This is a genomic window from Adhaeribacter arboris (assembly GCF_003023845.1).
GTDB lineage: Bacteria > Bacteroidota > Bacteroidia > Cytophagales > Hymenobacteraceae > Adhaeribacter > Adhaeribacter arboris.
In genome coordinates this window covers 4189967-4205092 of the sequence record NZ_PYFT01000001.1, presented here as the reverse complement: position 1 = coordinate 4205092, position 15126 = coordinate 4189967, and the positions used below count along the sequence as shown (strand labels likewise).

Here is a 15126-nt window from a genome sequence, read left to right as displayed (position 1 = left end):
GGGACAATTATCGGCTTTAGCTTAAATTATTTATAATTTGGATAATCTTAATAATCTGCGCAAATCTGCGATTCAGGCTACTCTTTCTCTTCGTTAATGACCAGTTCGCCCATGTCTTCGTAGTTTTCGTAGCTCGAGGTTACTACTTTGTCGCCGGGATTCAAGCCGGAAACTACTTCGAAATACTCCGGATTTTGACGGCCTAAACGAATTTCGGTGCGGTAAGCTTTATTGCCACTTTCATCGATTTTAAATATCCAGTTGCCGCCGGTTTTTTGGTAAAAGCCACCCCGTGGTACTAAAACGGCTTGGGTTTGGTCGGAGAGCGCTAAGCGCAGTTGCAAGGATTGTCCGCGCCGGATTCCTTTGGGTACTTCGTTCACAAATTCCATATCTACCTGAAACTGACCGTTAGTTACCTGGGTAAATACTTTTTTCACGTTTAAGTCGTAATCTTTACCCGCAAAAGAGAAAGTTGCTTTCTGGCCGGTAAATACCCGGGAAATATAATGCTCATCAATATTGGCGCGCACTTTAAACCCATCCAGCACATCAATCTGGCCCAGGCGTTGGCCGCGGGTTTTTGATTCCCCAATTTCGGCGTTCAGCGAAGTAATCTGACCATCCACCGGCGCTTTTACCAGTAAATCGTCCATTTTTTTGCGCATTAAAGCCAGGTTGTTCTGCATCCGTTCCACCGATTCTTTCATCTGGGCTAATTGCTGGTGCATATTCAGGGAATCTTGCTTTAAAGTGCGCAGCGTCAACTGGCGTTTCTGAACCTGATAATCGTATTTGTATTTGGCTTGCAGATATTCTTGTTTCGGCACTACTTTTTCTTCGTAAAGTTTTTTGTTCATGTCGTATAAGCGTTGGGCATCGCGCAGGTTGTAGTCGATATCGGCGAGTTGGTTTAGCTGCGAAATGCGGTTTTGCTGCATCAGGTTGCGCGTGGTGTTCATGTTGTTAATTAAATCAAACACCGCCGTTTCGCGGTTCATCATTTCGAGTTGTAAGTCGGTATTGGCCAGTTGCACAATAGGCGTACCTTGCTTTAATTGGGCGCCGTCTTCTACTAAAATCTTCTGCACAGTACCGCCTTCCGTCGCATCGAGGTAAATGGTTTTAATAGGGAGCACAATGCCATCTAAGGGAATAAATTCCTGGAAATTGCCTTTGGTAACCGGGCTAATCGTAATTTTATTGGTATCTACATTGAGTTTGGCTTTGCCGCTAGTCGAAAAATAAGAAGCGCCTACCAGCAAAACCACTAACGCGCCCATCGCCAGGCTTACAATCCGTTGCGTAGTCCACTTCTTTTTTTTAATTAAAACATCCATTGTTGTATACATTTATTATGTCATTTCTTGTAACCACTTAGAGAAATAAAAATGCCAATTATGTAACTTGTTTATTTTAAGTAGTTTAGCACTATATAATACTCAATTAGGTAAAAAAATGTTCGGTTTTGATACACCTCTTCGCGGCAAAGTGTCCGGTGATGTAACAGCTTACAAAATACCAAAAACAACAGGACTTTTCTTGCAGGAATTATTAAAAAACCTACTTATATTCGTAATAAATTAATCTAATCCAAATCCACACATGAATACCAAAAATGCCCGGGTTTTAGTAGTAGATGACGAGAGCGACGTGCTGTTTGCCGTAAAAATGCTGCTAAAAACCGAAGTAAAAGAAGTAGTAACGGAAAAAAATCCGGAGAACTTGCTTTCCCTGTTATCGAAGCAGGCCTTTGATGTTATTTTCCTGGACATGAATTATAAGAGTGCACTGAATACCGGCAACGAAGGCTTTTTTTGGCTGAACAAAATTCTGGAAAAAGATAAAAATGCCACCGTAGTTATGATTACGGCTTACGGCGACGTAGAACTGGCCGTACGCGCTTTAAAAGAAGGAGCTACCGATTTTATTGTGAAACCCTGGCGCAACGAGAAGCTGCTCGAAGCCCTGGAAAAAGCCTGCGCCGGCCATACCAGCGGCGAACACGCCAACAAAACCGCTCCGCGCCCCAAAGCCGCTACCGAAGGCTTTGATATGTTGGGCCAATCGGAAGCCATGCAAGATGTGTTTTACAAAATTGATAAAATTGCTCCTACCGAAGCCAACGTTTTAATTCTGGGGGAAAACGGAACCGGTAAAGAACTGGTAGCGCGGGCGCTGCACCAAAAATCGTTCCGGGCCAACAAGCCGTTTATCACCGCCGATTTGGCCGCGCTAAGCGAAGGCTTATTTGAAAGCGAGCTGTTTGGCCATAAAAAAGGCTCCTTTACCGATGCCAAAGAAGACCGTACCGGCCGGTTTGAAGCGGCTAATGGCGGAACATTGTTTCTGGATGAAATTGGTAATATTTCGCTGCCGCAGCAAGCCAAAATACTGACGGCCTTGCAAAACCGCCTGGTTATTCCTTTGGGCAGCAATCAGCAAATTCCCATTGATATTCGTTTGGTATCGGCGACCAACGTGCCTATTTACGAGTTAGCCGCTAAAAATCAGTTCCGGAAAGATTTAATTTACCGCATTAATACCGTGGAAATTACTTTACCGCCGCTCCGCGAACGCGGCGACGATGTTATTTTACTCGCCCGCCATTTTGCGGCGCACTACGCTCAGAAAAACCATAAACCGGTACCGTACCTCTCGGATGGGGCGCTTAAAAAGTTAAAGCAGCATAGCTGGCCGGGAAACATCCGGGAATTACAGCACGCCGTAGAACGCGCCATTATCTTAGCCGATGGTCAGGAACTGCGGCCCCAGGATTTTGCTTTTTCGGCCATGGAACAGCCTGTGCACGCAACCGCGCCAACCACTGTTCCCGACGAAGGACCGCTGCAACTTAGCGAAGTGGAGCGCACTACGATTATGCGCGTCATTGAACGCAACAAAGGTAATATTTCTAAAGCCGCCAAAGAATTGGGCATCACCCGCACGGCCTTGTACCGCCGCCTCGAGAAACATGACATTTAAGCGCCTCGAAGTCGGTATATTTTTTCGGCTCTTCTTTATTTTTGTTCTGTTGTACGCCGCGGTGTATTATTTTATCCAGCGGGCGTACCCACAGGTAATTTTTGCCGCGAGTATTTTAATCGGTTTAGTTTGGGAACTGGCCCGCTATGTAACGCGCAGCAACAACGAACTGGCTAAATTTATTCTGGCGGTAAAGTACCGCGACTTTTCGCAGCAGTTTAACGAAAAGCACACCAATCCGTCGCTGCGGCAACTGCACCACGCCTTTAACCAGATTAACAACACGTTTAAGCAACTGCAATTCGAGAAAGAAGCCCAGTTTCATTATTTGCAAACCATTTTGCAACTGATTGATACCGGTATTATTTCGTTTGATGCCGCCACCGGCGAAGTAGAATGGATAAATGAAGCTTTTAAACGCACGCTGGGGCTGCCTTATTTAAAACAAATCGATTCCTTACAAAGAAGGAACGAAGCCTTGCACGAAGCTATTATCAAGCTGAAACCCAACGATAGCCAACTAATAAAGCTGCGCGTTAATCAGCAACCCATGCAGTTGCTCTTGTCGGCTACGGCCTTTAAGATGCAGCAGCGCGACTTACTATTGGTAGCCTTTAAAAACGTGAGTACTGCCATTGACGAAACCGAAACCGAAGCCTGGCAAAAATTACTGCGTGTAATGACGCACGAACTCATGAACTCGGTAGCCCCCATTTCGTCGCTGGCCGATACCATGCGCCGCCATTTGCGCCTGAACCGGGAACAATACGAACAAGAGCAAATTCCCCAGCCCAACGGCGAACTGTTGCAGGATTTAGAAGAAGGCATTGAAATTATTCAGAACCGGGGCGAAGGTTTGCTGCGTTTCGCGAAAACGTACCGTAACCTGAGTAAAGTAAACGACCTGCTGCTCACAACCGTGTACGTGGAAGAACTGCTGAACAGTATTTACACGCTCATGAACCCGCAGTTAGAGGAAAAAAACATTCTGCTGGTAACCGAGATAAACACCCTTGATTTAACCCTACAAGCCGACCCCCGCTTACTGGAACAGGTATTGATTAACTTGATACTCAATGCTCAACGGGCCGTACTCGGCCGGCCAAATCCTACCATTAAGCTAAGAGCTGGTAAACAGGAAAACGAAAAAATTTACATCGAAGTAGCCGATAACGGCAGCGGCATTCCGGAAGAAATTATCGAAAGTATTTTTATTCCTTTCTTTACGGCGCACAAAGATGGTTCCGGCATTGGCCTGAGCCTGGCCAAGCAAATCATGCACCTGCACAAAGGCAATATCCAGGTAAAATCCAAAGAAAACCACGGCACTACTTTTACTTTGCAGTTTTAGGTTTTGGTAGTTTGGGTAGTGTTTGCCTGTAACGCCAATCAGGAGATTGGCTGTCCCGTTCTGCATAGAGCGCTTTGCTAACTCTACGTATAGCCGAACTGGTTTAATCGAAGAGTATTTTTATTTTTTTTTGTTGTTCCTTTGAAAGAAATTGGGTTAGAACTTGACCAATCTCCACCACGCAAAACATTATAAGCATTTAGTTTTGTAGCTAATTTTATTCTGTTTTCTTCTAAAGCATTTGCTGAAAACGAGAAGTTTGCTTCTCGGATTCTATTAGAATATGGAAATCCATTTTTGTCTTTTTCAAAGGTTCTAATATCTAATATGAACTCTTCAGAATTTTGGAAAAAATCTAAATCATCTGAAATCCAAGGTTTAGTTATTTGCATTATCTTTAAAGTGTCAAGGTTAATACAAAAGGAGTCTGCATTTGTTAAACACCATTCAATATAATTGGTTTCGCATTTAAAGATGCATTTTATAGTATTTCCTTTATGTTTACCAAAAGGCAGAATAGAATTTTCTGTGTAGAAATACTCATCATTGCGAGTATTAATTTTGTACCGCTGTCTTAATGTGTTTACTGTCCCATTCTTCATGTCTTGAACAATAAAGGACATCAACTCAATATTTGAGTTATTAACCTACATAGCAATTCCTTTAGACATACAGTGTAGGTAATCATCTATCGTTTCTACGCGCATTTTATTAAAGATTATAGTTTATAATTAATTTCCAGAGCTTATCTTTCGTAAAAAGATAATTAAACCACTTCAATTTATATTAAGATCTTGACCAATTTTTATTCAATTATAGGCGGAGTAATAAAATCGATATAAATTAATCAATTATTTAAACTTTCCGTTCTGCGTAGAGTTAGCGCAGCGTTCTACGCAGAACGGAGAGCAAACCAGAGAAGAACAGCTGATTTTAGGATAGTTTTAAAGTACGAATAACTATTTTTTATTTAGTAGGATAATTGGATCTTAATTTGCTTTGTGAAAATTGTATTTTTATGGTATTCTCTACTTATTCTTTTTCATGAATCCCTTAGCAATTTTAGTATATTCTACCGCCGGCTTAATTATATCAGTTCTCTGGTTAGTTGTTGTTTTAAAAAATAAATCTTTGTCCGACCGGCATTAGGAATAGATTTAGATGTTACGGCAAATTTGCCTTTAGATTGAAGGCTTGCCTAAATCTTGTTTTAAACCGCCAAAATAAACAGAGAGCGAATGTTATAACGCCCTCTTTTTATTTTGGCGGTTTTTATTTTTCAACTAAAAGTTTGGTGTAAACTACCCCCGAAAGGCCCTGCGCTTTTATGAGATACATACCTTGGCTTAAGGAACGCTCCTGAGAGAACTGCGTTTGGGCAGCTCCTTGCCCATCGACTATTATATCTTTAGCGAGAATCAAGCGGCCGGCAAAGTCATAAAGGGTTAGGTTTACGTGTTCTTTGCGGGCAAAATTCTTTAAGGTAATATCTATTTTTTCTCCCGGATTAGGGTTGGGGTATGCTTGAAGTACCAGGCCAGAATTATCGTCTGCGGGGGCGGATGGCGATGGGTCCACTCCTAACACGTCGGGCGGAATAGCCGGGAATGGTTTTACATTGCGCACGATAAAGACCAAATCCTGATAATCCTGATCGTCCGCTACGGCTTCTACGGCTACAAGGTAAGCATTTGTTACAACCGAATCGTTCTGATCCTTTAAAGGATATACCCGGAAATGGTGCGGAATAGCATTCGGGAAGGCATTTAAAGAATCTTTGCTATAGATCTGGGGGTGGGCTAAAGAAGGCCAACGCGTATAAAAGCCGAAAGGGGCACTGCCCGGCCTAAAAACTAGCTTACCGGTGGCTTGCACGTTTAAGGTTTGACTCCGGTTGTTGGCTACGGTAAATAATTCTTTTGTTAAAGTAGGATTGCCTAAAGCATACCAGCCTAAAGCCGTTATAATGCCACTGGCATCCGGATTACTGAAAACAGCCAGTGGTTCCACGGAAGCTAAGGCATTGGTAGCCGATACAAACTGTTGAACAGGTACTTCCGCGCCCAAGAGAGCTGCCTTAGCTTGAGTACTATGAATAATTGCCGTATTTATATCATCGTCGCCAATATTTGTTTTAAAACCATGAGCATTTACAATTACTTGCAACGATGGCTCGTTACTGCCTCCTTCGCCGGCAGTGCCTAAGCCATTTAATGCTACTTCTAGAACGGAGTAATTTTCGGAATAAATTTTAATGGTGGCGGTTTTTATACCGGTACTGGCGGGGTTAAAGAGTACATTAAAGGTAAAGGCGGTATTGGCCGCTACCTCCAAAGGGGAATCCGCGCTTATGTCCGGAACACCGCTTAACTCAAACTGATTGCTATCCATTCCTTCTAGCACAATACCCGTAACTTTTAAATCGGCATTGCCGCTGTTCCCAACCGTTATCGTATTCTTTTCACCGGGTATTTCATCCACCACATCATTCTCGGTTATTTTAGTTGGGGTTACGGTAGCAATAGGCGCTTTGGTAGTAATAGCTTTGGGGCGTAATAACGTAATCTGGGAAGTTTTATCCCGACTATTATTCCAGTTAAATTCAATTACATACAAATTTCCGGTTTGTACGTCTTCGGTAATATCCAACGGATTAGCAAAGCCGGATAAACCTTCTATTCCAAAAAGGCCCGAACCAGACTGAACCTTTACAATATCGTATTTCTTGTCGTTTTCCGGTGAAATAGCGGGGTCATATACTTTAGAGCCTGGTTCTAAAATTACAATATCGCTGCCGCCGCTGAACCGGCATACAAACAATTTCCCTTTTAAAGCGCCGTTAAAGGTTTCACTTTTATATTCAATAATGCCGTTAGGCGATTTATTTAGCTCAAAATCAAAGGCGGCCCCGCGAAAGTTAGCATCGGAGCCGGTGCCAACGGGGTACAAGTTATTGTCTTTAAAGCCCCGGAACGCCAGAAACTCCCCCCGCATGGGGTTAGGATGCCCAAAATAGCCGAGCGGTCGTTGGGGATTCACCCGGAAAAGCCAATCGTTTTGGACCTGTACCCCAGTGGTAGCCGCAACAGCAGGCCCGTCATAAAAAGTACCATCCGGGCGGCGGGTGCCGGGTACGGAAGCAGGCGAGTTACCACCGGCGGCGGAACCATTGGTAGGTAAATATAACTGCCCGTTGCTATGCCAAACTAAATCGTACGCATTTCTTACTCCCGACGCGTAAATGGTAAGCGGGGCATTGGTAGCGTAAGGATTATACGTACCATCTATTAGCCACACCGATTCGGCGGGCGCGGTATTAATTAGGCTTTGGTCGGCAGTAGTCCGGGCGTTTAAGGGCAGGGTAAAGTTGGTTAGTTTATTTAAATCGAGGCGTAAAACAGTGCCGGCTAATAAACTTTCCTCCTGTTGCCAGCTTCTATCGTACGCCCCCATGGAACTATTACTGCCCTGACTAATATAAAGAGCGCCATCCGGGCCAAATGCAACGCTATTGGTTAAGTGGTCTTTGGTGGAGCGCGGTAACCGGGTAATTACTAATTGTTCCTCTTGTAAATTGGGGCCAGACAGTTTCGATAAATTACCATCGAATGTTCCAACGTTGGTAAAACCACCCGTGGAATGCGTAACCCAGGCAATCGGATTAGTTTCCGTAGAGGTGGGGTCAAACGTTAAACCAATGGCAGTTCGTTCGCCGTATTTATCTTCCAGAGTAGAAATTACCTCCATATTGCTTAAGGTACCATCCTGCGGATTAATCGTAAATCTTTCTATGGTGCCGCTCATCCGTAAGGCATAAAATTTTCTGTCCGGACCTATGGTTACACTCGTGTACTGTTTGCCAATGGTGCCGGCAATAGGTTCTTTCGTAAATGCTATGCTGGACGGACCGGCCGTGCCGTTGCTATTTCCGCCGGTAGTAAAATCAGCTTCGTAAGGTAAGAAGGACTGGCCGCTGTTGGATTTTACCCCGCTGGTGATGACTAGTTTGTAATGAGTATTGGGCTCTAAAGCATAAGTTGGTGAAAAGCTGATGGCATCCCCACCACCGGTACCTTGTACTACTCCTACAATTTCGGTAGTTTCGGTATCTGTAATTTTAAATAATTTAACTGTAGAGGTATTCAAGGTAGAATTATCTACTCCGCCCCTAAATCCGGGTACTTCCGGCACATAAAGGTTGTTGGCGGCAATGCTAACGGTATTTATATTTACATGAGTAGCTCCGTTTTCCGGCGTGGAGGATACTACATAGGGCAAAATACTTTCCACATCCAGCACGGTAACTTTTACCGTTAACAGGGCAGAGACAAAATCCGGAGTGGAGGCCGAAACGATGGCGGTGTAAGTGCCGGGAGGTAAGTTTCTGGCCGCAGTATAATTAAAGGTAACATTCGGTTCGGTACCAACGTGGCTGGCGCTAAATTTTAACCAATCTTTAACGCCAGCGTCGTAGGTGGCCGTTAGGGTATAGGTTACATCCGTTACGCGGGAAGAGTTATTGAGCTCCAACGAGAACGTTCTGGATAAGAAATAATCTTTTCTGATGGAAATATGCTGCGCATCCGTCGACCAGAAGGCATACGGCCCGGTACTTACCGGAACAATGCTGGCGGAGTTTATTTTAGTATTAATGCCCCCGTCGGCGGTAATGGTTAATAAGGAATCTTTTACATTTATCCGGGCGGTAGCCGTCTTAAACCGGGTGAGAGAACCCTCCAGGCCACTTGGTTCAAAATTACTTATGGCTTGTACCCCTTCTACATTTAAACTATGGCTTTCCGGGACATTAGGTTCAATAATGGCATCGCCGGCGGTTACGGTAACATCATAAAATCCATTCGGAACTTTTATTTCCCAGTAACCCTCCTCTTTTATGCCGTCAAAAGAACCGCTTATATCATCGGCCTGCATGTGCAGGAAAGTAGCTAAGCGTACATCGGGCGGAGTATTACGGTTCCGTCCATTACCTGGCATGGTGCCTCCCCCTGATAAATCTAAAGGGGTTTGATCGCTGCGTTTTTTCCAGCCATACGTTAAATTACTGCCTTGATTAACGCCCGTGCGCGGACCAAAAGCCTGACCAAAATCCGCTAGCCAACCGGCCGGTGGAACGGTAGCGGAGTCCTGGAAATTTACCATCAAATCCGGGAGCGGAGGGTTAACCGTAACCTGAATAACAAGAGTATCGGACTGATACCCTTCGGCCTGAGCAATTACCGAAGTGAGGTAACTACCCGGCATTTGGGTAGGAGTAATCTGGTTAGAATTAATCTGACTAGGACCAAAAGTGAGAATACCGGTTTGGGCCGTTGGTAAGCTCAGCCAGTCAACCGTGGTTTCTTGCGTTAAATTTATCGCCGGAGCACCGACATTAGCCGAAAGCACCGTATTTTGGTCGATGATAGAGCCGCCGGGAACAATAGTATAAGTTAAATGGTCCGGCAGAAAAGTTAATTTTGGCTTTACCGGATTGCTAAATGCCTGCACGTTAAAACCATCAAAAGCGTAAACTACCGGAGTAATACTATTGCCTTGAGAAACCATAATACCTCCATAAATCCTGCTGATGGCCAAATCCATGCTGTCCGTGCTTAAGGCTTTAGTGGCGTAGGCCTCCCCCACGTTGAAGTAAGTGACGCTATCCGTCGAGTAAAAAGCTTCGGCGGTATGGGTAAAGGGGTCTACAACCAGCCGCAAATGTACTTTTTGGCTGTCTAATCCGGGAATAGGACTGGTCAACCGCTGGTCTTCCAGATTGGTAGTATCGTTTACTTCCCGGCGCAGCTCTATTCTATTACCCACCACAACCAATTTCAGGTAAGTTTTATCGGTGCGGCCTATCCAAAGGCCGGCTTGCTCATTAAAAGTACCATTGTAAGGATTAATCAGGGTGGTTTCTATTTTGAGTTTCTGACGACCATTTACCAGTACTCCTAAGGTATTAAGCTGATTGTTATGGGTGGTATCAATTAGCCCTTTGGTAGTAGTTAACTGCAAGAAGCCATTATTTAAAAGTATTTTGGAGGGTTCATAAGCCGGTGCGATTGGGTTAAAGACGGCACTATCTTCTGGATGGCGCATACCCGAGTAGGGCAGAACCATGGTAAAACCCGAACCGAAACCGCTTTGGTCAGGTAAAGTATTACTCTTCGGGGTATTAAATCTTAAAATATAAGGCAAGCTCACCCCTAACTTGGAACACGCTAAAATACTTCGGGGCGAGCAGGCAACTGGTAACACCTTCAGGTTAAAATAAGTAGTTACGGAAAGACTGGAAGGATCGATAGCTGTTATTTTAACGGCTAAGCTAGCGCCCTCAATTGGGGTTCTTCCACTAAAAGTAAGATTGCGGCTGGCAAAAGTGATCCAGGTAGGTAAGGGACTACCATCCAGTAAAGTAGCGGTATAGGTTAAAGGTTGCCCATCCGGGTCGGTATACTGGCCAACGGAAAGGCTAAAAGTGCTATCGCCGGGTAATACTTGATCAACTGGCGCCTGTACCGCCAGCGGCGTGCCGGGTAAACTAATCGCAAAATCATCAAACGAATAAGTAACCGGGGCAGCGCTATTTCGGTGAGAAGCCAAAATGCCGGTATACACCCGGCTAGCCGTCAGGCCCATGCTGGCAATGCTTAAGGAGGTAGTAGGGTAGGCCGCTCCTACGTTAAAATAAGTAACGCTGTCCGTAGAATAAAAAGCTTCCGCCGTATTGGTAACCGGATCAATCACCAGCCGTAGGCGTACTTTTTGAATATCTAATCCTGGTATAATATCGGTCGTTAGTTGGTCATCTACATTGGAAACATCGTTTACTTCCCGACGCAGTTCTATTCTGTTGCCGGAGACAACCAGTTGGAGGTACATTTTATCGGATAAACCTATCCACAGGCCGGCTTGCTGAGAATCTACCCCGTTATGTGGGTTAAGCAGAGTAGTTTCTATTTGCAGTTTGTTACGGCTATCGACCTGTACGCCTAAGGTATTAAGTTGGTTATTGTTGGTGTTGCGGGCAAAACCTTTATTAGTAACTACCTGTAAGGTGCCGTTAAGAAGAGTTAACTTAGCTCGCTCGTAGCCGGGAACAGTCGGAACGCTGACGGCACTATCTTCCGGAAGACGGGTACCGGAGTAAGGCAGGGTTAAAGTGAAACCGGTGCCCGCCGTATCCTTATCAGCCAGAGTATTAGGTATGGGAGCGTCGAAGGTTAACTTATACGGCAAACTTACCTGTAACTGAGCGCAAGGTAAAGTACTCAGGGAGGAACAGGAATCGGCAAAAATAGAAGAGGGAACCTTCGTTGCTATCTCGGGAGAGGTTAAGTCTGGTGTAAGAATCCGGGCCCAGGTAGCTGGTGGGATAAGAAGCATAAATCCCAATAGGCAAAGGGTAAAATACTTTTTCTTCCAAAAAAACAGAAAGAAAATATAGTTACTAGTAGAAGTTGCTTTCATTAGGTAAACAGGTTGATGATTTTTTGAAAAAAGCTTTCGCTAATTTCAATTGTAAGAGAAAATAGAAGGGCTCGGATACTTAAACTTTTATAAAAAGTTTAGAAGTTATGGGTAAGGTTTATAACCAGAATTATTCCGTCTATTAAAGTATAGAAAGTAGGCTAATTTGATTATAGATTTCCTCATGGTAGTGTTGCAGGGATGAAAAGAAAATATTATAATATTCTAAGTATTCTTACTTATTAAAGTGAGGAAATGTTTTCTTATGTATATTTAAATTTCTATATAATTACTGATAATTTTACTATTTGAATTAGCTTGTAATTTACAAATTTAAACTATTATTAAAGAAGCAAACCTAGCATGGGTAATTTTAATATTGCACTAAAGCAGTAAACGTTTAAATTACGTAAAACAGAAGTGATTGGCTATAAAGAATTTACTCTGCTTAACGTTAGAAAAGGTTTTACTTGAAGGCAGTTGCTCGCTGATTTAATTCCAGCGATTGATAAGCGTCCGAAGTGATTTAAAAGTTTCCTCATCAGCAAGTAAAGACTAAGGGGCAATAATATTCATTTAAGGAAACACTTAGGAAGAAGTAAGAAGTTCTCTTCGTAGGGGGTGGAGGTGTAGCTGGTCAAAAACAGATAATGAAATAAGGCTGTTTAGCTAGCCGCATTCAGGCGGAGCGGCGGCTTCCAAATGGTTCAGCTACTGTGTTGCACTTTCGGGTAATGCAATCCCGAAAAATGAGGATAGTACGATTTTTATCCTGTTTTTGGGTAATCGGATTGCTTTTTCCTGGATCAATAGGCAATTGTAACTAGTTTAAATAAGGACCTTTATTCCGTAGCTTCACCTGTATATCCCATTAATCGACAAATTGTTACCTGTAAATTTAAGGAAATTTTAAAAGATAGTTATTCGGTGCTGATCGACATTTACACCAGACACAGAAGGTTACTTAAGAGTAAGTAGTTTAGCAAACCTTCCCAAAAAAGAATATTTAAAGCCATCGAGGATGAGCTGATTTTATCCGGTAAATTTGAGTTCGACCCCAACGCTGCCGGCGCGGTACAAGGCAGTAACATACCGGTAGGGCGCTGCGCCGCTGTTTTACTATCCCGCGCGGAAGCTTTGAACGAGTTAAACGGCTCTACCCAGGAAAGCATTAATTTGATTAATTTGGTTAGAGCCCGGTCCGGAGCCTCGTTGACAACACAAGATGGATTTACGAAGGAATCGCTGCGCGACCGTTTGCTGCAAGAAAGAAACCGGGAATTTTACGCCGAAATGCACAGCCACCAAGACCAAATCCGGCAAGGTAAGTTTATCGATTTAGCGAAAGCCCGCGGCAAAAACGCCCAGCCCTTTCACGTACTCTATCCCATTCCCATTACCGAAATCAACGCGAATCCGAATTTAAAACAGAACGACGGGTATTAACCAGGGCAACGCCAAATTAAAAATTAGGAATTAGAGATGAAGTTTACCTTCTTTTTAAAGCATTTCCGCCATATGCTTTGTTTTAGAAAATTATCCTATAAATGAGCCATTAAGTTTTTTGAAAATAGCTCCTGGCGCGAGGTTCCATCCTCGTGTCTGCCATCTGGTAGGCCTCTGGCCGGGCGTACAGATGGACGTTTCATAATAGTAATTGAATCAAGTTTCAACCGGCCAGAGGCCGGATGATAATACTCACGAGCGGGACGCTCGCGAGAGGGTTGTTTTCAAAGGAGAAGTTGTTTTAAATACCTAAATCAATAAATGTTTTTTAATTTTTAAGTTTTGACTTTCAACTTTCTTAAAATGAGGTTCTCAAAAACCTATGATAATCCGTAAAATTTTAAATTTTAACCTATGAAAAGATTGATGCCCCATAAACTAAAACAAACTTATTTATTCCTGGCGTTGGCTGCTTTCTTTTTAGAAGTAGCCGGTGCGGAACAGGTGCGTGCCCAGGCTACTTCCAGCAAGCCAAACTTTGTCGTTATTTTCACCGATGATTTGGGTTACGGCGATTTAAGCTGCTACGGTAACCCGACGATTAAAACGCCTAACCTGGATAAAATGGCGGCCGAAGGTCAGAAGTGGACCAGCTTTTACGTAGCGGCTAACGTGTGTACGCCCTCTCGGGCGGCTTTGCTCACTGGCCGGTTGCCGGTAAGAAACGGCATGGAAGGCGAGAAAAGACGCGTTTTATTCCCGGATTCTGATGGCGGTTTACCTACCCAGGAAAAAACCATCCCGAAAATTTTAAAAGAAGCGGGCTACAGCACTGCGGCTATTGGTAAATGGCACTTAGGCCACTTAAAACCTTATTTGCCCACCAGCCACGGTTTCGATTCGTACTACGGCATTCCGTACAGCAACGACATGGACCGCAACCCGGCCATAAACGCGATAGAGGCCGCTATCAATCCCAAAATAGAAACCTACCAGGTGCCTTTAATGCGCAACACCGCAGTAGTTGAAAAACCCGCCGACCAGAACACCATTACCAAACGTTACACCCAGGAAGCCGTGAAGTTTATTTCGGCTAACAAACAAAAGCCTTTTTTCCTGTATTTAGCGCATTCGCTGCCGCACATTCCGCTTTTTGCGTCGCCGGAGTTTAGAGGCAAAAGCGACCGCGGCTTGTACGGCGACGTAATCGAGGAAATTGACTGGAGTGTAGGCCAAATATTAAATGCTTTGAAAAAAGAAAGCTTGGACAAAAACACGTACGTGGTATTTACTTCCGATAACGGCCCTTGGGCTTTGTACAAAGAGCAAGGCGGCAGCGCGGGTAGTTTGTACGGCAACAAAGGTACCAGCTACGAAGGTGGGGTGCGGGTACCCGCTATTTTCTGGGCGCCTGGCCGCATAAAACCCGCTATCATCACCCAAATGGGCAGTACCCTGGATCTATTACCCACTTTAAGCAAACTGGCCGGTGCCAAAGTACCCACTGACCGTACCCTGGATGGGTATGACCTAACCCCCGTGTTACGGGAAGAAAAAGCCAGCCCGCGGAAAGAAATGTTTTATTACCACGGTTCTAAATTATTCGCCGTCCGGAAAGGCGATTACAAACTGTATTTTTTAAAAAATAACCCCATTGGCTACCCCGAGAAAATTGAAAAGTTGGAAGCCTACCAATTGTTTAACTTACAGCAAGACCCTTCCGAAAAATACGATGTAGCCGCTAATCACCCGGATATTATAAAAGACCTGGAAGCCTTCGCGCAAAAACACCAAGCCACCGTGGAGCCGGTGAAAAGCAACTTAGATAAGGTGATTGTCCAGAACTAGCCTTATTAGAGAATTGCTTTACT

The 15126-nt window shown here is 44.1% G+C and carries 7 protein-coding genes; 4 read left to right on the top strand and 3 right to left on the bottom strand.

Annotated features, from left to right (window positions below; all coding sequences use genetic code 11):
- Positions 1–77: 77 nt before the first annotated feature.
- On the bottom strand, positions 78–1340 hold the full coding sequence (locus tag AHMF7605_RS17260) for an efflux RND transporter periplasmic adaptor subunit (protein WP_106931303.1): 1263 nt from the start codon (positions 1338–1340) through the stop codon (positions 78–80).
- Between the two features lie 265 nt (positions 1341–1605).
- On the opposite strand from AHMF7605_RS17260, the gene AHMF7605_RS17255 reads away from it, so the two are divergent.
- Together AHMF7605_RS17255 and AHMF7605_RS17250 are read left to right on the top strand one after the other, a co-directional pair.
- A complete protein-coding gene (locus AHMF7605_RS17255) occupies positions 1606–2985 on the top strand; it encodes a sigma-54-dependent transcriptional regulator (protein ID WP_106931302.1) in 1380 nt (459 codons plus the stop codon).
- Complete coding sequence (locus AHMF7605_RS17250) at positions 2975–4336, top strand: sensor histidine kinase (protein ID WP_106931301.1); 1362 nt, start codon at positions 2975–2977, stop codon at positions 4334–4336. Before AHMF7605_RS17255 ends, AHMF7605_RS17250 begins: the two co-directional genes overlap by 11 nt.
- Before the next feature lie 83 nt (positions 4337–4419).
- Here the strand turns inward: AHMF7605_RS17250 and AHMF7605_RS17245 are convergent, their stop codons facing one another.
- Both AHMF7605_RS17245 and AHMF7605_RS17240 read right to left on the bottom strand, forming a co-directional pair.
- Positions 4420–4938, bottom strand: a complete 519-nt coding sequence (locus AHMF7605_RS17245) for an exodeoxyribonuclease X C-terminal domain-containing protein (protein WP_158267543.1) — start codon at positions 4936–4938, stop codon at positions 4420–4422.
- Positions 4939–5608: 670 nt separating this feature from the next.
- A complete protein-coding gene (locus AHMF7605_RS17240; RefSeq protein ID WP_158267542.1) occupies positions 5609–11725 on the bottom strand; it encodes a beta-xylosidase family glycoside hydrolase in 6117 nt (2038 codons plus the stop codon).
- 1086 nt (positions 11726–12811) lie between these two features.
- Between AHMF7605_RS17240 and AHMF7605_RS17235 the strand changes: the two genes are divergently transcribed.
- A complete protein-coding gene (locus AHMF7605_RS17235) occupies positions 12812–13255 on the top strand; it encodes a RagB/SusD family nutrient uptake outer membrane protein (protein WP_106931298.1) in 444 nt (147 codons plus the stop codon).
- A gap of 414 nt (positions 13256–13669) precedes the next feature.
- Positions 13670–15103, top strand: coding sequence for a sulfatase family protein (locus AHMF7605_RS17230; RefSeq protein WP_233219174.1), 1434 nt, complete (start codon positions 13670–13672; stop codon positions 15101–15103).
- Positions 15104–15126: the final 23 nt, after the last annotated feature.